Here is a 26,400-nt window from a genome sequence, read left to right on the forward strand (position 1 = left end):
GCTCCGCCCAACTCACAGAAGACCAGAGCCGCTTTTGATCTTGATTTGGCTTTGGCTTCGGCAGGTGCAGGGCGCAGCCCTGCCGAAAACCCTACTCCACCCGACGGCCCGAACGGTCGATGCGGAACCACTCTCCGCCTTCCATCGAAGTGTGACCATCGGCATCCGGCGTACCACGACGGCAACCATTGCAGACCTCGGCGACGCCGTCCTGGAACGGCCATGCGAAATCGAACGTGCCGGGTACCACCTGGCGGAACGTCAGGTCGAAGTAACCCACGCGGTTGCCTACGCGGCCGCGCAACAGGCCTTCCTGCGGCGTCTCCGGGCCATTGTCCCAGGTAAGCACCGGCAGGCTGCGGCCCTTGCGGTCGACGTAGTGGAAACCCTGGTCGGCGTACACCACTGCCAGGCCGTGGTCGTCGTAATTCAGGGCCTTCAGCGTGTCGGCACTGATCTTCGGCCGGTGATCGATCACCTCGCAGTTGGGCAGCGGCCACAACCCGTGTTCGTCGGTCAGCAGCCTGCATGCCGGTGCCTGTGCCGCTGCAGTGGCGCTGACCAGCATGCCAAGCAGGGCCAGCGACCGCGCGAAGCGGCCGCTGGCAGCGTCAGGGCGGGCCTGCCGTGCGATCACTTGGCCTCGGCCTCGCGCTCGAACGCGGTCGGTGCCGGCAGCTGCACCGGCACGCCCTTGTCATCGCAGGTGCCGGCCTGGCACAGGCGCTCGCGCAGGGCCGGAGTGGCCTGCACGATCATGTGGTAGATGGCGTTCTGTTCCAGCGTGCCGCGGATCGCCTTGCTGCCCGGGCCGCGCGCCCAGATGCCGACGTCCTCGCCACCGTGCGACTCGGATTTCATCGGCACCAGCGCTTCCTGCATGTAGTCCGGATGCTCGGTGTCGACTTCGCGCAGGTTCGGGCGGCCGTCGGCCGGTTCGAAGCTGCTCGGGTTGTGCGGATAGCGCTTCGGGCCGGCCGGCTGCTGGTTGCTGCTGCCGGTGTGGCCCGGGCCATTGGCGTAGCTCAGCGTGGTGTACGGCTGGCCGGTGCCGTCCAGTGCGTAGTCCAGCTTGCCGGCGCCATCTTCGCCGCCCTTGTCCTTCACCTTGCCCAGGATCGGGTTGCCGCGCGCCGGGTAGCCGACGAAGTTCAGCGTGTGCGAGTGGTCGGCGGTAACGATGATCAGGGTGTCGTCGGCCGAGGTCAGCTCGCTGGCCACGCGCACCGCATCGGACAGCGCCACGGTTTCGGTCAGTGCACGGTAGGCGTTGCCGCTGTGGTTGGCGTGATCGATGCGTGCGCCTTCGATCATCAGCACGTAGCCTTCCGGGTGCCTCGACAGATTCTTGATCGCCGCTGCGGTCAGTTCGGCCAGGCTCGGCTCACCGCCCGGATCCTGCGGGCGCTCGTACTCGTAGCGCATGTGGTCCGGTTCAAACAGGCCGAGGATCGCCGGTGCGTCGGCGGCGGCGGCCAGCTGCTTGCTGTTCCACACGTAGGCGCCGTGCGGATGGGCCTGCTGCCATTCCTGCACCAGGCTGCGCCCATCCAGTCGCTGGCCGACCTTGTCGTCGTACTCCGGGTCGCGCTCTTCCACGGTGGTGAATTCCCCGCGCCCGCCGCCGAGGGCGACCAGCGGGCCGCGCCCGTAGCGCGAAGTCGACAGCAGCTGCTGGGCGATGTCCTTGCAGCCGGCCGCCTTCGCCGCTTCAGTCAGGTCGGTATCGTTTTCCCAGTTGCGCTCGGGCGAGTGCGCGTAGGTCGCGGCCGGGGTGGCGTGGGTCAGGCGCGCGGTGGACACCACGCCGGTGGCCAGACCGGCGCTGTCGGCCAGCTGCAGCCAGGTCAGCAGGCCCTTGGACAGGCTGTCGGCACAGTCGGTGCGGCTGCCGGCGCTGACGCCGATCGCACCCATGTGGGTCTTCACACCGGTGGTGATGGCGGTCATGGTGCCGGCCGAATCCGGGGTCTGGGAATCGGTGTTGTAGGTCTTGCTGAACGCCGTGGCCGGGAAGCGCTCCCAGGACAGCAGGTTCTCTTCACCGGAGCCCCCCTTGCGCTGGCCCTCGTAGATGCGCGAGGCGGCCACGGTGGTCAGGCTCATGCCGTCGCCGAGGAACAGGATGACGTTCTTGGCCTTGCCGGACATCGCGCCGTTGGCGGCGGCCTGGGCAGCGCCGCTGCGGTACCACCACTGCGGGGTTTCGCCGGCCGGGTGGGCGACGGGATCGACGGCGACCTTCAGGCCAGCCGGGGCAGAGGCGGGGGTGGTGCTGGCGCAGGCGCCCAGCAGCAGGGTGGTGGCGCAGGCGGCCAACAGGGAGACGGAACGGCGCATGGACGCTGGGATCTCACAAACTGTAACGGGACATTCATTATGCCCGCCCCAGCAAGGCACGCCGATGACACACTGATTTGCCGGCCCGGCGGTCGTTCCGCAGGCCGCTTTGGACTATCGTGCCAGCATCCCTTCCTTCCCTCTGGATTGCCTATGAAGCTGGTCTCTGCCTGGCTGCGGATTCCATTCTGGCAGCGCGTGGTCGGTGGCTTCGTGCTCGGTGCGCTGGCCGGCTGGGCGCTTGGCCCGGCCGCGGAAACGTGGTTTGGCCCGCTCGGTGAGCTGTATGTCACCCTGATCAAGATGATCGCCGTTCCGCTGGTGTTCTTCGCGGTCATCAACGCGATCTCATCGCTGCACGGGCAGAAGTCGGTCGCCGCGCTCAGTGGCCGCACCTTCCTGTGGTTCGTGATCACCGCCGCGTTGGCGGTATGCGTCGGCCTGGGCGTGGGTACCGTGCTGCAGCCCGGCGCCGGTGGCCTGCAGCTGACCATGGCCAGCAACTACGTGCCGCGCGAGGTCCCCAGCGTGGTGCAGGTGCTGCTGGACGTGGTGCCGGCCAATGTTTTCTACGCGCTGTCCGGCATCGGCACCAAGGTCAATGCGGCCGGTGAGACCGTGCTGGCGGCTGGCCGGGGCTCGATCCTGCCGGTGATCTTCTTTGCCGGCCTGGTCGGCTTTGCCATCGTCAAGCTCGGCGAGAAGGTGACCGAGGCGCGCAAGCTGGTCGGCCAGATGAGCGACATCATGATCCAGGTGACCCGCTTCGTGCTGGAAGTCACCCCGATCGGCACCTTCGGCCTGATCGCAGGCCTGGTCGGCAGCTATGGGTTCGAGAAGCTGCTGCCGCTGGGCCATTTCGTGCTGGCGTTGTACGTGGCCTGTGCGCTGCACATCGTGGTGGTCTACAGCGCGCTGCTGCTGGCGCACGGCCTGAACCCGCTGAAGTTCTTCCGTGGTGCGGCGCCGGGCATGCAGGTTGCGTTCGTCAGCTCTTCCAGCTTCGCGGCGATGCCGGTGGCACTGCGTTCGATCACCCACAACCTGGGCGTGAACAAGGATTACGGTTCGTTTGCGGTGCCGCTGGGCGCCAGCATCAAGATGGACGGCTGCGGCGCGATCTACCCGGCGCTGTGCGCGGTGTTCATCGCGCAGTACAGCGGTGTGCCGCTGACTCCGGAGCAGTACGTGGTGGTGCTGATCGCCTCGGTGCTGGGCAGCTTCGGTACCGCCGGCGTGCCGGGTACTGCGGTGATCATGGCCACGGTGGTGCTGAGTGCGGCCAACCTGCCGCTGGAGACCATCGGCTACCTGTATGCCATTGATCGCATCCTGGACATGATGCGCACGATGACGAACGTGACAGGCCAGATGCTGGTACCGGTGATCGTGGCCAAGGAGACCGGGCTGCTTGACCAGGCGGTGTACGACAACCCGTCCAGCAACGTGGGCGTGGATGATCCCGACCCGACACCACCACGCGGTTGAGGTTTGCTTGGAGATGAAAGGTCCGCCCTGACCGGCGGGCCTTTTGTTTGGGGGCTGGCTGGCGCGGTGGCGGCCAAGGTAGGCCTTGGTAGATCCATGCCATGCATGGATGGAGCCGGTGGCGACCAAGGTCGGCAGCTACCCACCATTACGGGCCCAACAAAAAAGCCGCTGCAGGGCAGCGGCTTTTCGCATCAGCCGGCGCTGTAGCGCCAGCGGGTCAGAGATCCACCCGGCGGGCCTGCATGAACTTGTTGCCCCAGTAGCCACTGAGCAGGGTGTCCACGCGCACATCCTTGCCCGAGCTGGGGGCGTGCAGGAAGCGGCCGTCGCCGACATAGATGCCGACGTGGTCGACGCGGCCCTTGCGGCCGAAGAAGACCAGGTCGCCCGCCGCCAGCGCGGTGCGGTCGTTGATCAGTTCGGCGTTGTCATCGTGCGCCATCTCGCGCGAGACGCGGGGCAACTCGATGCCCAGCGCCGAACGGAACACATAGCCGACCAGGCCGCTGCAGTCGAAACCGCTGTCCGGGTTGCTGCCACCCCAACGGTACGGGGTGCCCAGCAGGGTCATCGCTCGGCGCAGCAGCGACTGCACCTTGCCGTTGTCGGCGGCGGTGCCGACGACGCTCCCATTGGCGGCGCTGCTGGTGTCGTAGTTGGCGAGCAGGCGGCTGAGGTCACCGGCCACCACGGCCGAGCGATCCATCAGCGGAATGGTGTCGTTGGCGGCCAGGTGCGGCAGCAGGGCGGCCAGCGTGGCACTGGCGGCGGCATCGACGCGGCTGCGCTGCGGAGCGGCAGCCTCGGCCTTGGCGGCCGGTCGGGCGGTGCTCTCGGCCACCGGGGCCGGGGTCACATCGGAACGGTTTGGAGCAGTCTGCGACCAGGCCGGAAGGCTGGTCAGGCACAGTGCCAGGCCAAGCAACAGCGGGCGGGCACTACGTGAAGATACGGAAGTCTGGCCTTCGCTTTTCAGGTCGTCAGTCGTCACGCGTCGGTCACAGGAAAAAAACGATGGGGCATCATGCCCTGTAAAAGCGCGGATAAGTTAAAAATTCCGTTATAAAATCGTTATTTATATAGTGACGGATGTCACAATTTTAAACATATCGCCTGTTCAGCTTAGCGAAGGACACGTTTCGCGCCCGTGTAGTGGTCTTTCCAGTAGGGGCCACTGAGCGAGTCCAGGCGAACCGTACCGCCGGTACTCGGCGCGTGCACAAAACGCCCTTCCCCTACATAGATGCCCACGTGGGTGACGCTGCCGCGGCTGCCGAAGAACACCAGGTCGCCGGTGGCCAAGCGTTGCGGATCGATCCTGGGGCCCTGTACCGCCGCCAGGTCGCGCGAGGTGCGCGGCAGCCGCAGGTCCAGCATCTCGCGATAGACATAGGCGACCAGCCCGCTGCAGTCGAAGCCCGAGTCCGGGGTGTTGCCGCCATAGCGGTAGGGCGTGCCGACCAGGCTGATGGCACGCATCAGCACCGAGTTGGCGGCCTCGGGGTTGTCCGGCACGGTCTTTGGCCAGTTCGCCGTCGACGGTGGCGGCGGCGCCGGGCGGGTGGCCTTGCCGCCGCCACAGGCGGTCATCAGCAGGGGCAGGGCCAGCAGCAGGGCCGGGGCAAGGAACCGGCGCGGGCCGGACGAAACTGGCGTGATGTGCATGATCTCCGGATAATGCGCCACCTTGGAATGGCCGTCATGATGGCGGCGTCCCCGTCGGGCGACAACCCGCCCCAACCCGCCTGCCTCCGGCAGATCCAGACAGAGTTGCGCATGAAGATCGAAAAAGACCGCGTTGTCCGCTTCCACTACACCGTTTCCGAAGTCGGCCAGGAGCCGATTGAATCGTCCAAGGACCGCGGCGAGCCGCTGGCGATCCTGATCGGCCATGGCAACATCATCCCGGGCCTGGAAAACGCCATGATGGACAAGGAAGCCGGCGCGACCTTCAGCGTCGACGTCAAGGCGGCCGATGCCTACGGCGAGCGCCGCGAGGGCCTGTCCCAGCGCGTGCCGAAGAAGCACTTCGGCAACACCAAGCTGGCCCCGGGCCAGCAGGTGGTGCTGCAGACCAACTTCGGCCCGCGTGCGGTGACCGTGCAGAAGGTCGGCATGAGCGTCGTGGACGTCGACCTGAACCACCCGATGGCCGGCAAGGACCTGCACTTCGACGTGGAAATCGTCGATGTGCGCGAAGCCGGCAAGGAAGAGATCGACCACGGCCACGTCCACGGCGACGGCGGTCACCACCACTGATCGCAGCGCGATCATGATGGCAGCAACGGCCCGCTTCGGCGGGCCATTGCGTTTCTGGAACACGGCGCGGCCATCCATGGCACGCGGGCCGGCGGCATAATGGCGGGCCTGCCCGACGGACGCCCCGTGAACGCCGCTTCTCCTTCCCTGCAGCCGGTGGCTTCCGGCCAACGCATCGCCGTGCTGGACGTGCTGCGTGGTGCCGCGCTGCTGGGCATCCTGCTGATGAACATCGAGGCCTTCAGCGGTCCGCTGGACCTGGCCTTCACCGGCATTGACGTGCACTGGCGGGGCATCGATTACTGGGCCGACGCCTTCGTCTATGTGTTCGTGCAGGGCAAGTTCTTCACCCTGTTCTCGCTGCTGTTCGGTGCCGGCTTTGCGGTGATGGCGCAACGCGCCGAGGTGGCCGGGCGCGACTTCACCCCGTTCTACCTGCGCCGCAGCGCCGGCCTGCTGCTGATCGGCCTGTGCCATGCACTGCTGGTCTGGTCCGGCGACATCCTGGTGATGTATGCACTGGTCTCATTGCCGTTGCTGGCCTGCCGCGAGGCGCCGCGCAGCTGGCTGCCGTGGATGGGCGTGATCGTCTACCTCGGCGGTGTGGCGATGATGTTGCTGGTGGGTGCGATGGTGTCGATGGCTTCGGCCGAAGACATGCAGAAGATGCTTGCCGAAGCACAGCAGGCCATCGCGCAGCAGCGCCTGGTGTACGGACACGGCAGCTGGATGCAGGCCACCGCGCAGCGCCTGCACGAGTTCGGATCGTCGATGGGCGCGCTGCTGATTACCGGTCCGGAAGTGCTGGGCATGTTCCTGATCGGCAGCTGGTTCGCCAGCAGCGGTGCACTGGTATCACCCGAGCGCTTCCCACGGCTGTACGTGCTGTTGCGTTGGGTGGCGCTGCCGCTGGGCTTGGCGGTCACGCTGCTCGGCGTTGCCTGGAAGCCGTATCTGGCACCGGGCGCCTACGACCTGCCGGTGACCGCAGCGATGGCACTGGTGACGATCGGCGGGCTGCCGATGTGCCTGGGTTACCTGGCGTGGATCGTGCGTTGGCGCGCGCGGCTGGGATGGCTGGCGCCGGTAGGGCGCATGGCATTGACCCACTACCTGGCCCAGTCGTTGCTGTGTACCTGGCTGTTCTACCACTATGGCCTGGGTGGGTTCGAGCGGATGCCGCGCAGCGTGCAGTTGCTGTTCGCGCTGCTGGTGTTCGCAGCGCAGGTGGCTGTTTCGCACGCTTGGCTGGCGCGCTTCCGCTTTGGTCCGGTGGAATGGCTATGGCGTGCAATGACCTACCGCCAGTGGCCACCGATGCGGCGTGGAGCCGGGCAGGGCTGATCGATGCAGGGCGCGCGCATCCTCACGTCTGGCTTGCAGCGGGGCATGGCATGCTCGGCATCAGCATGAGCGCCGGCAACGGCCAGCTGATCGCCGATCTCGTCTGCGTCCGTACGCCGGTGATCGACCCTGCCCCCTACCGACCCGAGCGATTCCGATGAGCACTGCATCCTATGATTACGACCTGATCGTCCTCGGCGGCGGCTCCGCCGGCCTGGCCGGTGCGATCCGCGCCGCGCAGCACGGCAAGCGCGTGGCGCTGCTGGAGCCGGGCGAACTGGGTGGGACCTGCGTCAACGTCGGTTGCGTGCCGAAGAAGGCCATGTGGCTGGCAGCTGACCTGCATGAGCGCATCGGCCTGGCCAGTGCGATGGGCTTCGATGTCGAGGCACGCCCGGCGCTGTCGTGGAAGGAACTGGTGATCCATCGCCAGGCCTACATCAGCAACATCCACACCAGCTACCACAAACGTCTGGACGAAACCGGCGTGGTGCGCATTCCGGCGCGCGGCCATCTGCTCGATGCGCACACCGTGGCCTGCAGCGATGGCGTGCGCTACAGCGCCGAACACATCCTGATCGCCACCGGCGCGCACCCGCTGCGCCCGGACATTCCCGGCGCGGAACTGGGCCTGGTTTCCGATGATTTCTTCGATCTGCGCGCGGCACCGGCCGAGGTGGCGATCATCGGTGGTGGTTACATCGCGGTGGAGCTGGCTGGCCTGCTGCAGGCACTGGGCAGCAGGGTGAGCCTGCTGGTGCGCGGTCAGCGGCTGCTGGATCGCTTCGACTACGAGCTGACCGATCAGCTGGCCGAGAACCTGAAGCAGCAGGGCGTGCGCATCCATTTCGGCTATCGCCTGCGCGAACTGCAGCGCGATGGTGAGCGCGTACGTGCATTCGGCCATGATGGCCCGCTCGACAGCGTGTTCGATGCGGTGTTCTTCGCTGCCGGCCGCCGCGGCAACAGCCGTGGCCTGGGTCTGGAAGCGCTCGGTATCGACATCGGCGAGCACGAGCAGGTGCAGGTGGACGAGTGGCAGACCACCCGTGTGCCGAGCGTGCACGCGGTCGGCGACATCGCCGGCAAGGTCGGCCTGACCCCGGTGGCGGTGGCCGCGTCGCGGCGGCTGATGGACCGCCTGTTCGGGGGCCGCCCGCAGTCCAAAATGGATTACGAGAACGTGGCCAGCGTGGTGTTCTCGCATCCGCCGCTGGGCGCGGTGGGCATGAGCGAGGAAGAAGCGCGCCGGCGTTTCGACCAGGTGAGCGTCTACCACAGCCGCTTCCGCCCGATGCTGCAGGCGCTGGCCAACGGCCCCCAGCGCAGCCTGTTCAAGATGGTCTGTGCCGGCCCGGAAGAACGCGTGGTGGGCATCCACCTGCTGGGCGAAGCGGCCGACGAGATCCTGCAGGGCTTCGCGGTGGCGGTGAAGATGGGCGCGACCAAGGCCCAGTTCGACGACACCGTGGCGATCCACCCGACCTCGGCCGAGGAAGTGGTGCTGATGCGCTGAGCCGGGCCGTTGTAGGGCCGAGCCATGCTCGGCTGCCTTTCGCCCAGGCCTGGCGACGCCGAGCGCGGGCTCGGCTCTACAGGTCAGCGGGCGCCCCCATGCGACAATGGGGCCCCCACGCCTTACCGGGCCGCTCTGCGCGGCCCGCCGTCGTCCTGATGTCCACTCCCGCTTCCCGCATCGCTACGGCTTCCCCACGCATTGCGCTGGGCGGCATCGGCCTGGCCGCGATCGGCGCCATCGCCGCGTCGGGCAAGGCGATCATCGTCAAGCTCGGCCTGCGCCATGGCGTGGATGCCACCACGCTGCTTGCCCTGCGCATGCTGATGGCGCTGCCCTTGTTCGCGTTGATGGCCTTGTGGGCCGCGCGCCGGGCCGAGCCGCTGTCCTGGGCTGATCGCGCCCGCGTGCTGTGGCTGGGCTTCACCGGCTATTACCTGTCCAGCCTGCTCGACTTCCAGGGCCTGCAGTACATCAGCGTGACCCTGGAGCGGCTGATCCTGTACTTGAACCCGACCCTGGTACTGCTGATCAACGTGCTGCTGGCGCGGCAGCGGCCGGGACGCTGGCAGATCGGCGCGCTGGTGCTGAGCTATCTGGGCGTGCTGCTGGCGTTCGGCCACGATCTGCAGCGCGAGGGTGGGCAGATCATCGTCGGCAGCCTGCTGGTGCTGGGCAGTGCGCTCAGCTACGCGCTGTACCTGTTCGGCAGTGGCCAGGTGGTCGCGCGCATCGGTGCGGTGCGCCTCACCGCCTACGCCAGCTGCGTGGCCAGCGTGCTGGTGCTGCTGCATTTCGCGGTGACCCATCCGCTGCCGTTGCTGTGGCAGGCACCGGCGCCGGTGCAATGGCTGTCGCTGGTCAATGCCACCGTGTGCACGGTACTGCCGGTGCTGGCGATCATGCTGGCGGTGCAGCGCGTGGGTTCGTCGCTGGCCGCACAGGTCGGTATGCTGGGCCCTGTTTCCACCATCGTGATGAGCCTATGGCTGCTCGACGAACCGATGGGGCCGGCACAGATCGCCGGCACCGCGCTGGTGCTGATCGGCGTACTACTGGTGACCCGCCTGCGGCGCTGACGCCGGAGCAGGCGCGGGCGCGCATCCTGGCGGTGATCCGCGCGATCCCGGCGGGGCAGGTGATGGGCTATGGCCAGGTGGCGATGCGTGCCGGCCTGCCGGGGCGTGCGCGCTTGACCGCGCGCATCCTCGGCCAGAACGATGATCCCGACCTGCCCTGGCATCGCGTGCTGCGTTCGGACGGGCGCATTGCCATGGAAGAAGGGTCGGCTGGTTGGCGCGAGCAGTCACAACGGCTGCGTGCCGAAGGTGTGGTGGTGGAGAACGGCCGGGTGCGGATGCCGGCCACCGATCCGGCCGCGGCGCTGGATGCCGCCGTGTGGGGCCCGGGCTGAGCACCGCTGGCGACTGAACAGGCTGCGCCTGCCGGTCGCCAACAACACACGGTGCTGCGGCTATGATGGAGGCCGTTCCATGCCGGCGCTCCCATGTTCCCGCGACTGCCTACCGTCACCAAGGCCCTGCTGATCGCCAACGCGATCCTGTTCCTGCTGCAGCAGCCGTTCCTGCTCGGCATGCAGACCTTCGAGCCGTTCATGCTGCAACCGCTGCAGCAGGGCTTCGATGCGTTCTCGCCGGGCGGCAACTTCCAGCCGTGGCAGCTGCTGACCTATGGCTTCCTGCATGGCAGCTTCGGCCACCTGTTCTTCAACATGCTGGCGGTCTTCATGTTCGGCGCGCCGCTGGAGCAGACCTGGGGCGAGAAGCGCTTCCTGCTGTACTACCTGGTCTGCGTGGCTGGCGCCGGTGTCTGCCAGCTGCTGGTGGGTACCCTGCTGGAGAATCCGGCCACGGTGCTGGGCGCCTCCGGCGGCGTGTTCGGCCTGCTGCTGGCCTACGGCATGCTGTTCCCGAACCAGCGTGTGATGCTGCTGTTCCCGCCGATCCCGATGAGGGCGCGGACTTTCGTGATCCTGTTTGGCGTCGGCGAACTGGTGCTGGGCATGACCGGCTGGCAGCCGGGTGTTGCCCATTTCGCGCACCTGGGCGGCATGCTGTTCGGTTGGCTGCTGATCCGCTACTGGCGCGGGCAGCCGCCATTCAACAAGCGTCGCCCGCCCGGCCCGCCGAAGCGCCCGAACCATCTGCGCAGCGTGAAGTGAGGCGCGATGCGCCTCGGTTCACGCGGGTAGGTGCCGACCTCGGTTGGCACACCTTGGCCAGGATCATCTGACGCGGTAGGTGCCGACCGTTGGTCGGCACGCCTCTAGAGATCCTGCAGCACTACCTGTGCCGCGTTGTGCCCCGGCGCACCGGTGACGCCACCGCCGGGGTGTGTGCCCGAACCGCACAGGTACAGCCCGGGCAGGGCGCCGCGATAGCCGGCCTGGCCGACCATCGGCCGTGCCGAGAACAGCTGGTTGGCGCTCAGTGCGCCGTGGAAGATGTCACCGCCGACCAGGCCAAAGGTGCGTTCCAGGTCCAGCGGTGACAGCACCTGTCGGCCAAGCACGCTGTCGGCGAAGCCCGGTGCATACCGGTCGACGGTCGCGATCATCAGATCGGCCACCGTGTCACGGTGATCATCCCAGTGACGTCCATCGGACAGCACCGGTGCCACGTGCTGGCAGAACAGACTGGCCACATGCCGGCCGGGCGGCGCCAGCGAAGCGTCCAGCGTGCTGGGAATCAGCATCTCCACAATCGGTTCGCGCGACCAGCCGTCGCGTCGCGCATCCAGCCAGGCGCGGTCCATGTACTCCAGGCTGGGCGCCATGATGATGCCGGCGCTGAGGTGATCGCCGGGCCCGGGCAGGGCGCGGAAGTCCGGCAGCCGCGACAGCGCCACGTTCATCCGGAACGTGCCGGAACCGCAGCGCCAGTTCGCCATGCGTTCGCGGGTCGCGTCCGGTACCTGTGCCGGGGCCAGCATCTGCTCGTACAACAGCTTCGGATTGACGTTGGCGATCACCGCGCGTGCACGCAGGATTTCACCGTTGGTCAGTTCCACTCCCACGGCACTGCCGTGTTCAACCAGTACGCGTCGCACGCCGGCGTCCACGTGCAGTTCCGCGCCAGCCGCGCGTGCAGCGGCGGCGATGGCCTGGCTTATCGCGCCCATGCCACCAATCGCATGGCCCCAGGCACCCTTCACGCCATTGCACTGGCCGAACACGTGGTGCAGCAGTACGTATGCGCTGCCCGGTGTATACGGGCTTGCATAGTTGCCGACAATGCCATCAAAGCCGAACAGGGCCTTGATCGGCTCGCTCTCGAACCAGCGGTCCAGGTACTCGGCCGCCGACAGCGTGAACAGGTCCAGCAGTTCCTGGCGTAGCGAAGCATCCAGCGTTGCCAGTTCGCGGCCGAGGCGGCCCATCTGCCAGAGCGCGGGCAGCGCACGCCAACCGCCTGCTACACCCAGGTCCGGCGGCGCGCGCAGGGCCCATGCGCGCAGTACGTCGGCGAAGATCTCCAGGCGTGCTTCATAGGCGGGCAGGCGCTGCGCATCCCGCTCGGAGAACTTCGCCACCTCGGACTGGGTGCGGCCCGGCGCCGACAACAGGTAGCGGCCGTTCGGCAATGGCAGAAAGTTGTTGGCCGGACGCGCGACGATATGCAACCCGTGCGCATGCAGCTGCAGATCGTCGATCACCTTCGGCTGCAGCAGCGAGACCGTGTACGACGCGACCGAGTTACGGAAGCCGGGATGAAATTCTTCGGTGACCGCAGCGCCGCCAAGCACGCCGCGCCGTTCAAGGAGCAGCACCTTCTTTCCGGCGCGTGCCAGGTAGGCCGCGCAGACCAGGCCATTGTGGCCACCGCCGATGATGATCGCATCCCAGGACATCAGTACCTCGAAAAGGGGACGGAGGGGATTAAGTCGTAATTCGCACAGGATCAGCAGCGGTGGGGGAGAAAGGACTTAATCCCTTCCGTCCCCTTTTTCGATGGCAGCCTGGATGCTGGCGATGTCGATCTTCTTCATTGGCATCATTGCGTTGAAGGCCCGCTTGGCCAGCGCCTTGTCCTTGCTGGTCACCGCTTCGATCAGCATGCGCGGGCTGATCTGCCAGGAAATGCCCCAGCGGTCCTTGCACCAGCCGCACTGGCTCTCCTGGCCACCGTTGCCGACGATCGCGTTCCACAGGCGGTCGGTCTCGGCTTGGTCCTCGGTCTGGATCTGGAAAGAAAATGCTTCGCTGTGCTTGAACGCGGTGCCGCCGTTGAGACCGACGCAGGGAATACCGCAGACAGTGAATTCAACGGTCAGTATGTTGCCCTCCTTGCCGTCCGGGTAGTCGCCCGGGGCGTGGTGGACAGCGGTCACCGCGCTGTCGGGAAAGGTGTTGGCATAGAAGGTGGCGGCCTCCAGCGCTTCCTTGTCGTACCACACGCAGATGGTGTTCTTGTGGGCCATGGTCGGGCTCCGCAGCGGACGAAGGCGCAGCGATAGCACGGGCGGTGTTAACCCGGGATCGTGCTGCATCCGCAAAAAAAAGGGCGCCCGAAGGCGCCCTCTGCATCCCCAGCGTGACGGCTGGCTCAGCGCCAGACCTTGATCTGCTCGGATTCGCTGCGCTGCATCGGCTGGCCGGCCTTGCAGCTGAAGGTGGCACCGAACGCCGGCAGGTTGGCCAGCGTGCCATTGCTGCGCCACAGGCCCGGGGCGCGGATGTCGGCGGTCAGGCGGCGCGCGGCCTCGTTCGGCGACAGCTGCTGCGCCCACAACGTCGACCAGGCGCGGAAGAAGCCCTGCTGCTGTGCCGGCTTGGCCTTCGGCTCCTGCGCGGTGTAGGCGGCCCAGGCCAGTTCCAGGCCGGCGATGTCGGCCAGGTTCTCTTCCTGGGTGAGCGTGCCGTTGACCTTGGCACCCTTCACGCCCGGGAAATCGTAGGCGCCGTACTGCGCGGCCACTCGGGTGCCGAGCAGGGTCCAGGCGGTCTTGTCGGCAGGGGTCCACCAGCTGCGCAGTTCGCCCTTGGCATCGACCAGTGCGCCCTTGGCATCGATCGCACGGGTCAGCTCGTGGCCGACCAGACCACCGAAGCTGCCGAACTTGTCGGCGGCGTCGGCCTTGGCGTTGAACACCGGGCCCTGCAGGATCGCGGCGGTGACGATCAGGCGGTTCTGCGCCAGGTCATAGGCGAGCGACGGCTGCTGCGGCAGCACGTCCCAGCGACGGTCGGCGTTGCCCTTGCCGATGCGCTTCATTTCCTCGCGATGGCGCCAGGTCGACGCGATCAGCATATTGCCACCGAACGAGCCGCGGCCCATCGGCTGCACGCTGTAGTCCAGGTCGCGCAGTGGAGTGCCGATCTCGATCTTCAGCGCAGCCAGCTTGGCCTGCGCTTCGGTCTTGGCTTCGGCACTCATCCAGCTGCTGTTCTTTACCGCCTCGATCTGTACTTCGCGCACCTTGTCGACGATCCATGCGGCCTGGCGACGATCTTCGGCCGACAGGTAGCGGGCGGCGTACTCGCGACCGACCATCGGGCCGGCGGCCACATTGATTGCATCCAGCACGGATTCCCAGCGCTGCGGCGGCAGGGTCTGGCCACGCAGCACACGGCCACGGAATTCGAACTCGGCGTCGCGGTAGGCCTTGGACAGGTACGGCGCCATCGAGTCGCCCACGCGCCAGCGCAGGTACGCCTTCCACTGCTCCGGCTTGAGCTTGGTGACCATGCCATCGAGCTGCTTGAACAGGCCCGGGTCGGCCAGCGAGACCAGGTCATCGTCCACGCCCTGTGCCTTCAGGAAGGCATCCAGCTGCAGGTTGCGGTAGCGGCTGTTGAGCTCCTTGGTGGAGATGGGCGCGTAGTTGTTGAACGGGTTGTTGATGCCGGCCAGCGACTGCGCATTGCGTGCCAGTTCGGTTTCCAGCGCGATCACCGCCTGCGACTCGGCATCCAGCTTGGCGGCCGGGGTACCGGTCAGCGCCAGGATCTGCTTGACGTAGTTGCGGTAGCGGCCCATCAGCGCCACGGTGTCGGCGTCGGTGCGGGTATAGAACGCCGGATCCGGCAGGCCCATGCCGCCCTGCATGAAGTAGCCGATGTGACGATCCAGCGCCTTCAGGTCGACGTCCGGGCCGAAGTTGAAGGCCACCGGGATGCCGACCTGGTGCAGCGCGGCGATCGAGGCCGGCACATCCTTGGCCTTCTTGATGGCGTTGATGCGGGTCAGCAGCGGCGCAATCGGATTGGAGCCGTCTGCTTCCACGGCGGCTTCGTCCAGGCCACTGGCCCAGAAGTCGCCCAGCAGCTTTTGCACATTGCCCTGCGGCGACTTCATCGCGGCGTCGAGCAGTTCACGCTGCTGCTGGCGGCTGCGGTCAACCAGCTGTCCCAGCGCGGTGACGGCGCCGGTCTGCGGCACCGGGTTGGCCTTCAGCCAGCCTGCATTGGTGGCGTCGTAGAAGTCGCTGCACTGGGCGCTGACGGCCGGAGCGCGTGCGGCCTTCTTCTTGGCGGCGAACGCATCGTGAGTCGGGACCAGGGTCGCCAGGCTGATGCCCAGGGCGATGGCAAGCGGACGGAAGTTGGGCATGTGGAACGAATCCGTGATGGATTGAGGGCGCGCGCACTATAGCAAGCCGGACATGGGCGCGGGATGCACGCGTCGCGGTGCATTCGCCGACCAAGGTCGGCAGCTACCGGGGAGCGCCGGGATCAGTAGATCCACGCCATGCGTGGATGAAAGACACCCCGGAAAAACAAAGGCCCGGGAATTCCCGGGCCTTTGCAGGTCTGCAACAGCGTCAGTCAGGACTTACCAGATCACCACCTGCTGCTCGCCGGTGCGGGCCATCGGCGAACCGGCCTTGCACTGGAACGCGGCCGCGAAGGTCGGCAGGTTCGACGGTGCACCCATGGCGCGGAACTGCGCCGGGGCGTGCGGGTCGGTCGCCAGGCGGACCTTGGCGTTCTCCGGGGTGTACTTGGTGCGCCACACGGTGGCCCAGTTGAAGAAGAAGCGCTGGTCGCGGGTGAAGCCGTCCACCTTCGGGTCTTCCTTGCCGGCGCTGGCCTTCTGCAGGGCATCGTAGGCGGTAGCCAGGCCGCCCAGATCGGCGATGTTCTCACCCAGGGTCAGGTGGCCGTTCACCGCCTGGCCGTCGACCTTGTACTGGTCGAACTGCTTGACCAGCTTGCCGGTCAGGCCTTCGAAGTTCTTCTTGTCAGCGGCGGTCCACCAGTCTTCCATGTTGCCGGTCGGCCCGAAGCGCGCGCCCTGGTCGTCGTAACCATGGGTCATTTCGTGGCCGATCACCGCGCCGATGCCGCCGTAGTTCAATGCGTCGTCGGCCTTCGGGTCGAAGAACGGCGGCTGCAGGATGGCGGCCGGGAACACGATCTCGTTCTGCAGCGGGTTGTAGTAGGCATTGACCGTCTGCGGGGTCATGCCCCACTCGGTCTTGTCCACCGGCTTGCCGATCTTGGACAGGTTGAACTTGTAGTTGAACTCGTTGGCCGCGCGCACGTTGCCCAGGAAGCTGTCGCGCTGGGTCTGCAGGCCCGACCAGTCACGCCACTTGTCCGGGTAGCCGATCTTCGGGGTGAAGGTTTCCCACTTGGCGATGGCCTTGGCCTTGGTCTCCTCGCTCATCCAGCTCAAGCCCTGGATGCGCTCCTTCAGCGCGGCGGCCAGATTCTTCACCAGTTCTTCCATCTTCGCCTTGGCTTCCGGCGAGAAGGCAACCTTCACGTACAGCTGGCCGAAGGCTTCACCCGCATCGTTTTCGATGGTGCCCAGCACGCGCTTCCAGCGCGGCTTCTGTTCCTTCTGGCCGTTGAGGGTCTTGCCGTAGAACTCGTAGTTTTCCTGCACGAAGGCATCGGCCAGGTACGGCGAGGCGCTGTCCACGGTGTGGAAGCGCAGGTAGGCGCGCCACACCGACGGGTCGGTATCGCCCAGCGCCTTGCTCACTTCCTCATGGAAGGCCGGCATGGCCAGCGAGAACTTCTCCGGCGCGGCCACGCCCTGCGATTTGAAGAACTCGGTCCAGCTGAAGTTCGGGGTCAGCTTGTCGGCATCGGCCAGGGTGACCGGGTTGTAGTACAGCTCGACGTTGCGCGACAGCTCCACGCGCGACTTGGAGGCCTTGGCCAGGCGGGTCTCGAACTTGACCACGTCCTCGGCCTGCTTGGCGGCGTCGGCAGCGGCGACACCGGACAGCTCCAGCACCTTGGCGACGTGCGCCTGGTAGGCCTTCAGCTTGTCGGCATTCTTGGCGTCGGTGTAATAGGTGCTGTCCGGCAGGCCCAGGCCGCCCTGGCTGGCGTAGGCCATGTTCACGGCCGAGTTCTTGAAGTCGGCTTCGGCACCGAAGCCGAACAGGACGTTGTCGCCCCTGGCCGCGCTGGTGCGCAGGTAATCGGCGATGGCCGCCTTGTCCTGCAGGCCGTCGATGGCGGCCAGGTCGGCCTTCAGCGGCTCGATGCCCTGGGCATTGATCTTGGCCTCGTCCATGCCGGTGGCCCACAGGTCGCCGACGATTTTCTCGATGTGGTTCGGATTCTTGACCTGCGCCACCTGTTCGGCCAGCTGGTGCTGCACGGCCACCGAGCGCTCGTCGAGGATGGTGAACGCACCCCAGCTGGTGCGGTCGCCCGGAATTTCATTGGCGGCCAGCCACTTGCTGTTCACATAGTCGCCGAAGGCACCGCAGGCGTCCTTGGTGGTATCCAGATCGCTGGGCTGGAAAGCGTTGTAGGCCGGCAGCTTGCTTTCGTCCAGCGTGTAGTTGGTGGCTTCGGCTGCGGCCGGCGTGGAGGCGGTGGCGTCCTTGGCCGGGGTTTCAGTCTTGCCGCAGCCGACCAGCGCGGCCGAAACGGCCAGGGTCAGCAGCACGATCTTGGGAGTACGGGTCACTTTGATGGCCTCCAGGCCGAGTGAGTCAGGGAAAGGCCGTGGGACGGCCGTGGGCCGAACGATACGCCGCCGGCCAGACCTGCAAGGGTGTCGAAGGTCATGGCCGGGTGCAAGGGGCCCGCTTGGTGGCCCGGAAAAGACAGACCCGGCAAAAGCCGGGTCTGTCGGGTGTTGCGGTCAGCGGTGGATCAGAACTTGTACTTCAGGCGCACGAACGGGGTGCGACCGTAGTAGTCGTACTGGGTGGCGAACGGGTGGGTGTTGCCGTAGCGCGAAGAGTAGACGCTGCTGGAGATCAGCGGCGGCTTGGCATCGAACACATTGGAGACGCCCACCAGAATCTGCCAATCGGCCTGCTCGTAGCTCACCGAGGCGGTGTGATACCAGCGGCTGCCAGCGGTGATGTCGCGGTAGGAATTCGGACGGCCCTGATAGGTGAACGTCTCCAGCAGGTCCGGGTCCTTGGTCGACGCGATGTACTGGGTCATCCAGTTGTAGGTCCAGTCGCCACGCTCCAGGCTCAGGCCCAGGTTGCCGACCAGGTCCGGGCGACCGAAATCACCCAGCTGGTCCGACGAGGACAGGCCGCTGGCCGCTGCGCTGTCGAACAGCTCGGCGGTGTCTTCAACCGTGTAGGTGACCTGCGAGTCCAGCGAGAACTTGCCGAAGCTGAACTCGTGTTCCCAGTTCAGGGTCAGATCCCAGCCGCGGGTGCGCTGGCGGTTGATGTTCAAGTACTGCGCATACACCTCGGTGATCATGTTCGCGTTGGTACCCGAATTCGGATTACGACGCATCAGGTCGCAGTAGCGGTTCGGATAGGTGGTCGACTCGTAGCAGCCTTCCAGGATGGACGCTGCACTCAGCGCGGTGATCTGGTCGCTGACTTCGTAGTCGAAGTAGTCGATCGCAACGCTCAGGTCAGCAAATTCCGGGGTGAACACCAGGCCGATGCTGCGTGCACGCGAGGTTTCCGGCTTCAGGTCGCCGCCAGCGCCGCCACGAGTGAAGACGGTGGCGCTGCTGTTGCCTGCGGCGGTGTAGTCGCCCGGGATACCGGCAGCGGCGCAGTTGGCAGCAGCGTTGCTGTTGTTGCCTTCAGCCCAGCGGATGCAGGGATCGATCGCGGTCTGCGCCTGGAAGCCGGTCTGATTGCCAAGGTACAGCTCATACAGGCCCGGTGCACGGTAGGAGGTACCGATGGTGCCGCGCAGGCGCAGCGACGGGATGATCTGCCAGTTGACACCGAACTTCCACACCTTGTCCGAACCGGACACCGTGTCGTACTTGAAGACGCGGGCCGAGCCGTTCAGCGACAGCGACTCGATGCCCGGAACTCCCTTGAAGACCGGCACATCCAGTTCGACGAACGCTTCCTTCACCTTCTCGTCGCCCTTGGTGCGACCGGCGGTGGTCGAACCCCAGATGTCGGCAAAATCGGCACCCGGCTGGTCGTCGATCTTGTAGTTGCGGTACTCGACACCGACGGCGGAAGCCACGGCACCGGCCGGAAGATCGAACAGCTCACCGCTGAACACGGCGTTGACCGTGGTCTGATCGTAGGTGGTCTTGCCCTTGGCCCAGACGCCGAGGATCGAGACCAGCTCGTCGACCTTCGAGCCATTCAGATAGCCCGGGTCGAAGTAGTTCGCAGCTGCAGTGCCGGTACCCGGACGGCCGATGTCGCCGCTGATCGAGTTGCGGATGCCAAGGTTGCTGTACTTGCCACTGGAGTGGCTGTAGTTGGCATTGACTTCCCAGCCCCAGGTGCTGCTGCCGAAGCCGCCATCGAACTTGTTGGCGAAGTAGTAGTAATCAACTTCGGTCTCGGAAGCAGACTTGAACGGCAGCACCGGCTGAGCGCGGGTGGTGGTGCCGGGGATCAGCACTGTCGGGAAGAACTGGCGCCACGAGAAGTTGTCCGTGGTGCGGTTGTTGTAGAGGAACTGGGTCTTCCAGTTGAACGAATCAAAGCCGAAGTCAGTGGCAAAGTAGACCGTCTTGCGCTCTTGGCGGTTGATGATCTGGGCTTGGCCGTAAGCCTGGAAGTTGTACGGCTCCTGATACGTCGCCACGGGGTTGCCGTTGGCATAGGTCTGGTTGGCGCGCGGACGATAGCCCGGGAACGGGCCAACCGTGCTGCCATCGGTGCTCGGCACGTAACGGACGGAACCGACGTCGATGACGTTGTGCAGCATGTTCTGGCAGTTGGCCAGGTTGGTGCCGGCCAGGATGGAGCGGTCGACGCGGTCGATGCGGTTGCCCTTGTCGTCCCAGACGATATCTTCGGCGCACTTGAAGAAATCGCGGTCACCGCGGGTCAGTTCATTCTGGCGGTACCATTCCACGGCGGCGACGATGCTGCCATTGTCGAAGTTCCAGCCGTTGGCCAGCGACGCCGAGAATACTTCGCCGCCGCCTTCGGTCGGAACGCGACCGCTGACGGTCAGCTCGGGACGGTCGAAGTTCTTCTTGGTGATCAGATTGACCACGCCGGCGACGGCATCGGAGCCATAGATGGAGGACGAACCGTCCTTCACGATCTCGGCACGCTGCAGGACGGCGGTGGGCAGCACGTTCAGGTCGAACGCGCCGACCGCGCCGCGGGTACCGGCCGGGCCCGGACGCTGGCCATCAAGCAGGATAAGCGTGCGATTGGCACCCAGGCCGCGTAGCGAGAACGTCTGTACGCCGGTACCACCATTGGTGGTGAAGCCGCCGAACTGATTGGTGATCTGCGTTTCGGCGGCGCCGATCGCCGACTTCTGCAGGAATTCACTGACGCTGGTCTGGCCCTGGGCGGCATTGCGCTCGGTGTCGATGGTGAACACCGGCGAGGTGGTTTCATAGTCCGCGCGACGGATCAGGGAGCCAGTGACCGTAACCTTGTCAAGATCAGTGGCCTTCTTGTCAGACGTTGAAGCACTTGACGCCGCTGCTTCCTCGCGGGTGGATTCCTGGGCCAGCACCGGGGCTGCCTGCAGGCAGGCAATCACTGCCAGGGCGAGCGGCAGGCGGCTGGGCGTAATAAGGCGGTTGGTCTTGCGCATTGTGTCGGATCCCCACTTGTTATGCTTCGGTTAACGGAGTGTATGTACGGCGTAAAGTAAATGCAACATGAACATTCCCCGTATGTAACGCGCTTTTGCTAATGGCGTATTCATGTGCCGGTGGGGAGCTGCAGAGCTCCCCAGCTGCGTGGACGACGGCAGGGTGCGTCCTTGGCGGCCTACAGGCCGCCTGGGCCGCAGTCCTTGGCCAGGAAGTCGGCCATCAGCGGCAGCGTGGCCCGGTAGTGGCTCGGGTACCACGGCATGCTGTGCGGCATGTCGGCGATCAACTCGAACTTCGCCGGAACCTTGTCCTGGACTGCGTTGTAGAACGATCGGGCGTGGAACGCCGGAGTACGTACGTCACGATCTCCGACGTAAAGCAGTACCGGGATGGTCGCCTTGGCCGTGTTCTGTATCGGGTCCATTCCCTTGACGGTCTGCCCCTGCAGGATGCGCTGCAGGCGGTTCTCGCTCCATGACATGCCGACTCTGCCGAGATCGGTGACGGGCGCTCCGGCAATGGCACACTGGAAAGGCGAGGGGCTGCGGACCGTGGCTGCAGCGGCTGCGAAGCCGCCATAGGAGTACCCGAAGATGGCCAGGCGGTCCTTTGCGGCGATGCCCTGCTGCGCCAGCCACGCAGCCGCATCGTCATTGTCGTCCTGCATGGTCAGCCCCCACTGCCTGTCACCCGCGAGCCAGTGGTCGCGTCCAAAGCCGGTTGAGCCTCGATACTGGGGGCGGATGACAGCGTAGCCACGCGAGGTGAAGTAAGGCACCCAGCCAGATGCATCCCAGCCGGCATAGTCACGAGCCCATGGGCCACCGTGCGGGTGCACGAGCGCTGGAAGTGGTTCTCCCCCTTCCTTCCAGCCCGCGGGCAGATCAAGGATGGCGGGAATCTTTCGTCCGTCCCGGGCGGTATAGGTGACCCAGCGTTGCTGGCCGATCTGCCTGCCATCGATCCAGGGTCGCTCACTGCCCAGGGTGGTCACCTGTTTGCGGTCGCTGAGTATGTGATAGGTCGTCGGCGTGTCGGCACTGTTGGTGGTAAAGAGCACGCGGGAGAGATCGTCGTTGTAGCCGGTGATGGCGACGTACTTTCCCGGATAGGCCTGTTTCAGGCCGTCGTAGAGGGCCTTCATCTGCGGATCGACATAGATCGCTTCGCGCCGCGGCCCATCCACATAGAAGCCCAGAACCTGATTGAAGTTGCTGGGTTTGCTGCCGAGGATGAGGCCGCTGATCGGATACTGCGGGTGGGCGGCCAGCGGCTCCTTGTCGAAGGTCCGGGTTGTTGGGTCGTACAGGCGGGCCTGCACCTGCTCGGAAAATCTGTCGGTGAGGATGTAGAGCTTGCCGGTCTGGTCATCGATGCCCGCCACGTCCATCGTGTAGCGTTCGCTGAGCTTGGTTGTCAGCGCATCGTGCTTCTCGAACTTTCCGCTTGCCTTGTCCTTGATCAGGATCTGCTGTTCGTACTCGCTCGACCCGGCCGGTTCGATCTGGGTCCTTGTCAGGAGTTCGCCGCTGCGGGGATGGAACAACCCGGGCGTCGAGCGCGCGTCGCCACGGAAGAGCAGCTCGGTCTGTCCGGTCTTGAGATTGAACAGGTAGTAGCCTGCCGAGAACGTTGACTGATTGATCTGTGAAATGATGACCTTGTCAGGGTCCATTGGGAGCGAGTGAACCAGTGACGCGGTTCCCGCCAGTTCCAGGCAGCGTTGTGTCTGTTCGCTGATGCCAAGCTTGCGTGAATTGTCGGCGAATGCTTCATCGAACTTGGTCTGGGAAGTGTCGGTCAGGTAAGCCTTCGATAGGAAAGTCTTGGTGTTTCCCACCGAGTTGCCTTCTCCACAACCGGCCAGCTGCGCGGTGAGTTCCTGGCGGCCGATGACAAGGCTGCGGCCGGCCTTCAATGCGCTGGCGGCGATGAACTTCATGCGGTCGCCGGAGGGCGTGATGGCCACCGGGCCTGCGCCGAGATTGTCCAGGTTCCAGTTGGCGAGCGCGGTGTCACCGTTGTTGCTTCCCGGGGCAGCGATGATCGCAACCAGCTGTTTGCCATCGGGGCTCATGGTGACCGATTGGATGGCGGGAATCTTGGCGAAGTCGTCGACCGGCAGCGGTGTAGCCAGCGCTTGGCCCACGGCCAGGCCCAGCAGCGTAGCAGCACCGCCCACACGGGCGAAGAGGCGTGTGGCTTTCATGTACAGGGCATCCTTGGCAGTTTGACTGGAAGATGACCTGAAGATGAACGAGTGCGCCCGGTTCGTCAACTTTGCGTGAAATCCAACTCTGGCCGGCCCTGGTTGCGTTCCAAAGCAGAAGGCCCCGCTGGAGCGGGGCCTTCTGCAGCACAAGTGGCGTCAGCGGATCAGCGGCCACCGAACTCGTACTTGGCCTGCACGTAGATGGCTCGCCCGTAGGCGTTGTACAGGTAATTGTTGTACGGCTGGCCACTGGTGCCGGCGAAGCTGAAGCGCTGGTTGTCCGGCATCCTGTTGAAGACGTTGTTGACCATCAGCGACAGGGTCAGGTTGTCCAGCGCGCGATAGTTCACGCTCAGGTTGTAGGTGGTGTAGGAGCCCCACTTGCCCGCCTTGTAGCCGGAGCTGTGCACATAGTCGTAGCCATTGCCCAGGTATGCCATGTAGTTCGGCGTCTTGCCGATGTAGTTGGCATACAGGGTAGTGGTCCACTTGTCCTTGGCCCAGCCGATCGAGCCGTCCGCGCGCACCTTTGCGTAAGAGTCGTACACCCACATCGCGTAGGGGTCACGCAGCAGGTCCAGGAACTCATCGCCCGGCTGCGGCTGCAGCTCGCGCTTGAGCATGTCGGTGTAGTTGCCCGAGAACTGCAACGAACCGAAGCGACCCATGTCGTGCACGTACTTGAAGCTGGCGGTCAAAGCTTCCAGGTTCTGGCGCGCAACATTCATCTTCGGGGTGTAGATCTCGTCCAGCACGCCGGATGCATCACGGGTGATCCAGTCGTTGACGTTCTGGCAGCTTGCAGAGGTGTTGTTGGCCTGGTCGTTACGGCAGTAGTACTCGGCCAGCAGCAACTGGTCCGAACTGAGCGTGTCGACCTCGTTCTTGATTTTCCAGTTGTAGTAGTCAACCGACAGCGAGAGGTTATTGATCGGAGCCCACACCACGCCCGCGTTCCAGACGTCGGCGGTGATAGGCTCCAGGTCCGGGTTGCCCGAACGCGTACCGAACACCGATACGCTGTCATACGGGCAGCCAGCGGTGTTGCTCGGGGCATACCCCAACTGGCCGCAACGGTAGTAGTCGGTGGAGCCGTTTGCATAGTAGCCGCTGCGGCCCTGGAAGGCATCGGACAGGGTCGGCGCGCGGAAGGCCGTCCCGTACTTGCCACGGAACAGCAGGCTCTCGATCGGGCGGAACTCGATGCCGATGCTGTAGGTGGACTTGTCGACGGTGTTGCTGCCGATCTTGAAGGCGTCGTAGCGGCCGGATCCGGTCACGGTCAGCATGTCATGCAGCGGCAGGCGCAGTTCGCCTGTCACGGCGTAATTGCTGCGGTGGCCGGCGCCGGAGACCGCCGTGGTGCCCCAGACGCTGCCATCCATCAGGCCCGGATCGGGAGTGTAGTCCCAACCTTCGCTGCCACCCTCAACCACCACCGCCAGGCCGGCGTCGCCACCGGGCAGCTTGAACAGCGAGCCGTTGGTGACCTGGGCCCGGGCCAGGTTCTGCCAGGTACGGCTCTGGCTGTAGCTGTAGCCGGTGAACGTCTGGAAATCACCTGCCGGCAGTGGCGCATAGAACGCTTCCCAGTTCGGGCTGTAGATGTTGTAGCCAGTGCTGGTGGTACCCAGCACCGGGCCCAGCACACGCTGCTCGAAGTAGTCGTTGATCGGATCGTTCCAGCGCACGAAGTTGCGCTCGGTCAGCTTGTACTCGCCACGGGTGAAGCTGACGCTGTAGTCCCAGTTGCCGGCCGTGCCGCGGCCGCCCAGTGTCACCTGGTAGGCCTTGTTGCGGTCGGTGTTCATGATGTCGCGGTAGCCGGCGCCGCCGATGTCTTCCGGGGCGAACACGCGCTGCAGGTTCATGTACTGGCCGCTGGCCTGGTCGTAGAAGCGACCCCAGCCGGACGAGGTGCCCCACCAGGTGTAGTTGGAGCCGGTCGCATACTTGACCTCTTCCAGGCTGTACAGCGCATCGCCAAACAGCTGCAGGTTGTCATTGAGGTCAAAGGTGGCAGAGCTGTAGATCTGTGCGCTTTCCTTGCCGTTCTTGATGGTCTTGTAGCCGGTGCCGTACACCGAGCCGCATGCCTGGCCGGTCGGGCGGGTGCCCAGTACGGTGGTACCGTCGAACTGGCCCGCCACGTTGGCGCAGAGGTTCGGGTCCATCATGGCGTAGCGGTTGTTGGCGGCCGGCAGCAGCACCAGGAAATCGTTGGAAACGTACTGCGGGCTGTAGCCGTCTGGATTGTTGACCTTGGTCAGGTCGCGCTGGTAACCCCAGATCGGGCTGGTCTTTTCGTACTGCACGTTGACCAGCGCGTGGAAGCGGTCATCGACGCCATTGAACCCGTGTGCGCCGCTCAGGCGGAAACTGTTGCCACCGCCTTCGCTGTAGGCACCGCCACGGACGTTGAGAACGCCGCCGTCCATGCGTTCCTTGAGGATGATGTTGACCACGCCGGCAATCGCATCCGAGCCATACAGGGAGGACTGGCCACCCGGCAGGATCTCGATACGCTCCACGATGTCGATGGGAATGCCGCTGATGTTGTTGAACGTATCGCCGCCGTTGTACAGCGCTGGATACGAAAGCATCGGGCGGCCATTGATGAGGTACTTGGTGTAGCCCGGGCTGAGGCCGAACATGCCGGCCGCTTCGGCGCCCTGGGTGAACGAGGCCGAGGTCTGGCCGCCCTGGAGGCCGCCCGTGGACAGTGAGGACTGCTGCAGTACGTCGGCCACACTGGTGAAGCCGCGGGTCTGGATGTCCTCGGCGGTGACGGTCAGGACCGGCGTGTGGTTCTCGATTTCGGTCTGTGGAATCAGCGAGCCGGTGACGGTGACGCGGTCAAGCTGGGTCGGTGCGTTGCCGCTTTGCGCCAGCGCGGTACCGGAGGCGAGCAGGGTTCCAAGCAGGGCGAGGGTCAGTGGGTGGCGCAGCGGCGTGGAGCGATGGCAAGACATGATGGATCCCCGTATGAGCGTTGTCGGCTGGCTGACGTCCTCCCTGACAGCTTTCATGATTTGTTCAGTTGCAATCCATTCAGCTGGACCGTAACACGGCGTTCACGGAGACAAAATAGTCCAGTCACAACAACGGGCTGGCTTTCTCTGAAAAAGTTCTTTTAAATCAATAGCTAAGGCTGCTTGTTTGGGAATGTTTCAAAATGTTGCGCTGCGGAACGTGTTGTTCACTTTTACATTCAATATATAAATCAACAGCTTACGTAATGACTGGCGCGCTAATGAAATATTAACAAATGGTGTGGATGTAGATTC

The 26,400-nt window shown here is 65.1% G+C and carries 18 protein-coding genes and 1 pseudogene; 8 read left to right on the plus strand and 11 right to left on the minus strand.

What is annotated here, in order from left to right; translation table 11 throughout:
- Positions 1 to 91 precede the first annotated feature (91 nt).
- Entirely contained in the window at positions 92 to 637 is a 546-nt protein-coding gene (locus tag N5C25_RS08635) for a WG repeat-containing protein (protein ID WP_279936806.1), read from the minus strand.
- A complete protein-coding gene (locus N5C25_RS08640; RefSeq protein WP_279936807.1) occupies positions 634 to 2,340 on the minus strand; it encodes an alkaline phosphatase in 1,707 nt (568 codons plus the stop codon). The genes N5C25_RS08635 and N5C25_RS08640 overlap by 4 nt, the downstream gene beginning before the upstream one ends.
- Positions 2,341 to 2,493: 153 nt before the next feature.
- On the opposite strand from N5C25_RS08640, the gene N5C25_RS08645 reads away from it, so the two are divergent.
- Entirely contained in the window at positions 2,494 to 3,828 is a 1,335-nt protein-coding gene (locus N5C25_RS08645; protein ID WP_005410518.1) for a dicarboxylate/amino acid:cation symporter, read from the plus strand.
- A 220-nt stretch (positions 3,829 to 4,048) separates the two neighbouring features.
- Here the strand turns inward: N5C25_RS08645 and N5C25_RS08650 are convergent, their stop codons facing one another.
- Together N5C25_RS08650 and N5C25_RS08655 are read right to left on the minus strand one after the other, a co-directional pair.
- Positions 4,049 to 4,756, minus strand: a complete 708-nt coding sequence (locus N5C25_RS08650; RefSeq protein ID WP_223224737.1) for a C40 family peptidase — start codon at positions 4,754 to 4,756, stop codon at positions 4,049 to 4,051.
- A gap of 197 nt (positions 4,757 to 4,953) precedes the next feature.
- Positions 4,954 to 5,496 (minus strand): C40 family peptidase, encoded by a 543-nt coding sequence (locus N5C25_RS08655; RefSeq protein ID WP_058982204.1) that lies wholly within the window; start codon positions 5,494 to 5,496, stop codon positions 4,954 to 4,956.
- A 111-nt stretch (positions 5,497 to 5,607) separates the two neighbouring features.
- Between N5C25_RS08655 and N5C25_RS08660 the strand changes: the two genes are divergently transcribed.
- The 7 genes and pseudogenes from N5C25_RS08660 to N5C25_RS08690 all read left to right on the plus strand — a co-directional run bounded on the left by N5C25_RS08660 (position 5,608) and on the right by N5C25_RS08690 (position 11,132).
- The gene (locus tag N5C25_RS08660) at positions 5,608 to 6,090 is read left to right on the plus strand and encodes a peptidylprolyl isomerase (RefSeq protein ID WP_058982180.1); all 483 of its coding nucleotides are present in this window, start codon (positions 5,608 to 5,610) and stop codon (positions 6,088 to 6,090) included.
- A 99-nt stretch (positions 6,091 to 6,189) separates the two neighbouring features.
- On the plus strand, positions 6,190 to 7,434 hold the full coding sequence (locus N5C25_RS08665; protein WP_058982182.1) for a DUF418 domain-containing protein: 1,245 nt from the start codon (positions 6,190 to 6,192) through the stop codon (positions 7,432 to 7,434).
- 17 nt (positions 7,435 to 7,451) lie between these two features.
- A pseudogene (locus N5C25_RS08670) lies at positions 7,452 to 7,595 on the plus strand (amino acid dehydrogenase); the annotation flags it as partial.
- The gene (gene gorA / locus N5C25_RS08675; protein ID WP_058982185.1) at positions 7,592 to 8,950 is read left to right on the plus strand and encodes a glutathione-disulfide reductase; all 1,359 of its coding nucleotides are present in this window, start codon (positions 7,592 to 7,594) and stop codon (positions 8,948 to 8,950) included. The pseudogene N5C25_RS08670 and the gene gorA, both read left to right, overlap by 4 nt.
- 158 nt (positions 8,951 to 9,108) lie before the next feature.
- Entirely contained in the window at positions 9,109 to 10,029 is a 921-nt protein-coding gene (locus tag N5C25_RS08680; protein WP_058981080.1) for a DMT family transporter, read from the plus strand.
- Positions 10,026 to 10,364, plus strand: coding sequence for an MGMT family protein (locus tag N5C25_RS08685; protein ID WP_224329410.1), 339 nt, complete (start codon positions 10,026 to 10,028; stop codon positions 10,362 to 10,364). Before N5C25_RS08680 ends, N5C25_RS08685 begins: the two co-directional genes overlap by 4 nt.
- Before the next feature lie 93 nt (positions 10,365 to 10,457).
- Positions 10,458 to 11,132 (plus strand): rhomboid family intramembrane serine protease, encoded by a 675-nt coding sequence (locus N5C25_RS08690; RefSeq protein WP_279936808.1) that lies wholly within the window; start codon positions 10,458 to 10,460, stop codon positions 11,130 to 11,132.
- Positions 11,133 to 11,236: 104 nt separating this feature from the next.
- On the opposite strand, the gene N5C25_RS08695 is transcribed toward N5C25_RS08690, so the two are convergent.
- From N5C25_RS08695 to N5C25_RS08725, 7 genes are all read right to left on the minus strand, one after another.
- Positions 11,237 to 12,820, minus strand: coding sequence for an NAD(P)/FAD-dependent oxidoreductase (locus N5C25_RS08695; RefSeq protein WP_058981082.1), 1,584 nt, complete (start codon positions 12,818 to 12,820; stop codon positions 11,237 to 11,239).
- Positions 12,821 to 12,895: 75 nt separating this feature from the next.
- A complete protein-coding gene (locus tag N5C25_RS08700; protein WP_279936809.1) occupies positions 12,896 to 13,390 on the minus strand; it encodes a VOC family protein in 495 nt (164 codons plus the stop codon).
- Positions 13,391 to 13,515: 125 nt separating this feature from the next.
- A complete protein-coding gene (locus tag N5C25_RS08705; RefSeq protein ID WP_058981086.1) occupies positions 13,516 to 15,522 on the minus strand; it encodes a M13 family metallopeptidase in 2,007 nt (668 codons plus the stop codon).
- A gap of 222 nt (positions 15,523 to 15,744) precedes the next feature.
- Positions 15,745 to 17,847 (minus strand): M13-type metalloendopeptidase, encoded by a 2,103-nt coding sequence (locus tag N5C25_RS08710; RefSeq protein WP_019660623.1) that lies wholly within the window; start codon positions 17,845 to 17,847, stop codon positions 15,745 to 15,747.
- Positions 17,848 to 18,035: 188 nt separating this feature from the next.
- Complete coding sequence (locus tag N5C25_RS08715; protein WP_019660622.1) at positions 18,036 to 20,897, minus strand: TonB-dependent receptor; 2,862 nt, start codon at positions 20,895 to 20,897, stop codon at positions 18,036 to 18,038.
- 179 nt (positions 20,898 to 21,076) lie between these two features.
- Complete coding sequence (locus N5C25_RS08720; RefSeq protein ID WP_058981088.1) at positions 21,077 to 23,110, minus strand: prolyl oligopeptidase family serine peptidase; 2,034 nt, start codon at positions 23,108 to 23,110, stop codon at positions 21,077 to 21,079.
- 167 nt (positions 23,111 to 23,277) lie between these two features.
- The gene (locus N5C25_RS08725; RefSeq protein WP_058981090.1) at positions 23,278 to 26,085 is read right to left on the minus strand and encodes a TonB-dependent receptor; all 2,808 of its coding nucleotides are present in this window, start codon (positions 26,083 to 26,085) and stop codon (positions 23,278 to 23,280) included.
- Positions 26,086 to 26,400 lie beyond the last annotated feature (315 nt).

Origin of the sequence: Stenotrophomonas sp. GD03958 (assembly GCF_029839005.1) — a bacterium.
GTDB lineage: Bacteria > Pseudomonadota > Gammaproteobacteria > Xanthomonadales > Xanthomonadaceae > Stenotrophomonas > Stenotrophomonas hibiscicola.

Bases quoted from the DNA above. Each gene is read 5' to 3' on its own strand.
- N5C25_RS08690 (WP_279936808.1), top strand. From the start codon at position 10,458: ATGTTCCCGCGACTGCCTACCGTCACCAAGGCCCTGCTGATCGCCAAC.
- N5C25_RS08655 (WP_058982204.1), bottom strand. From the start codon at position 5,496: ATGCACATCACGCCAGTTTCGTCCGGCCCGCGCCGGTTCCTTGCCCCG.
- N5C25_RS08640 (WP_279936807.1), bottom strand. From the start codon at position 2,340: ATGCGCCGTTCCGTCTCCCTGTTGGCCGCCTGCGCCACCACCCTGCTG.
- N5C25_RS08700 (WP_279936809.1), bottom strand. From the start codon at position 13,390: ATGGCCCACAAGAACACCATCTGCGTGTGGTACGACAAGGAAGCGCTG.
- N5C25_RS08705 (WP_058981086.1), bottom strand. From the start codon at position 15,522: ATGCCCAACTTCCGTCCGCTTGCCATCGCCCTGGGCATCAGCCTGGCG.
- N5C25_RS08720 (WP_058981088.1), bottom strand. From the start codon at position 23,110: ATGAAAGCCACACGCCTCTTCGCCCGTGTGGGCGGTGCTGCTACGCTG.
- N5C25_RS08645 (WP_005410518.1), top strand. From the start codon at position 2,494: ATGAAGCTGGTCTCTGCCTGGCTGCGGATTCCATTCTGGCAGCGCGTG.
- N5C25_RS08715 (WP_019660622.1), bottom strand. From the start codon at position 20,897: ATGCGCAAGACCAACCGCCTTATTACGCCCAGCCGCCTGCCGCTCGCC.
- N5C25_RS08660 (WP_058982180.1), top strand. From the start codon at position 5,608: ATGAAGATCGAAAAAGACCGCGTTGTCCGCTTCCACTACACCGTTTCC.
- N5C25_RS08725 (WP_058981090.1), bottom strand. From the start codon at position 26,085: ATGTCTTGCCATCGCTCCACGCCGCTGCGCCACCCACTGACCCTCGCC.
- N5C25_RS08680 (WP_058981080.1), top strand. From the start codon at position 9,109: ATGTCCACTCCCGCTTCCCGCATCGCTACGGCTTCCCCACGCATTGCG.
- gorA (WP_058982185.1), top strand. From the start codon at position 7,592: ATGAGCACTGCATCCTATGATTACGACCTGATCGTCCTCGGCGGCGGC.
- N5C25_RS08695 (WP_058981082.1), bottom strand. From the start codon at position 12,820: ATGTCCTGGGATGCGATCATCATCGGCGGTGGCCACAATGGCCTGGTC.
- N5C25_RS08665 (WP_058982182.1), top strand. From the start codon at position 6,190: ATGGCGGGCCTGCCCGACGGACGCCCCGTGAACGCCGCTTCTCCTTCC.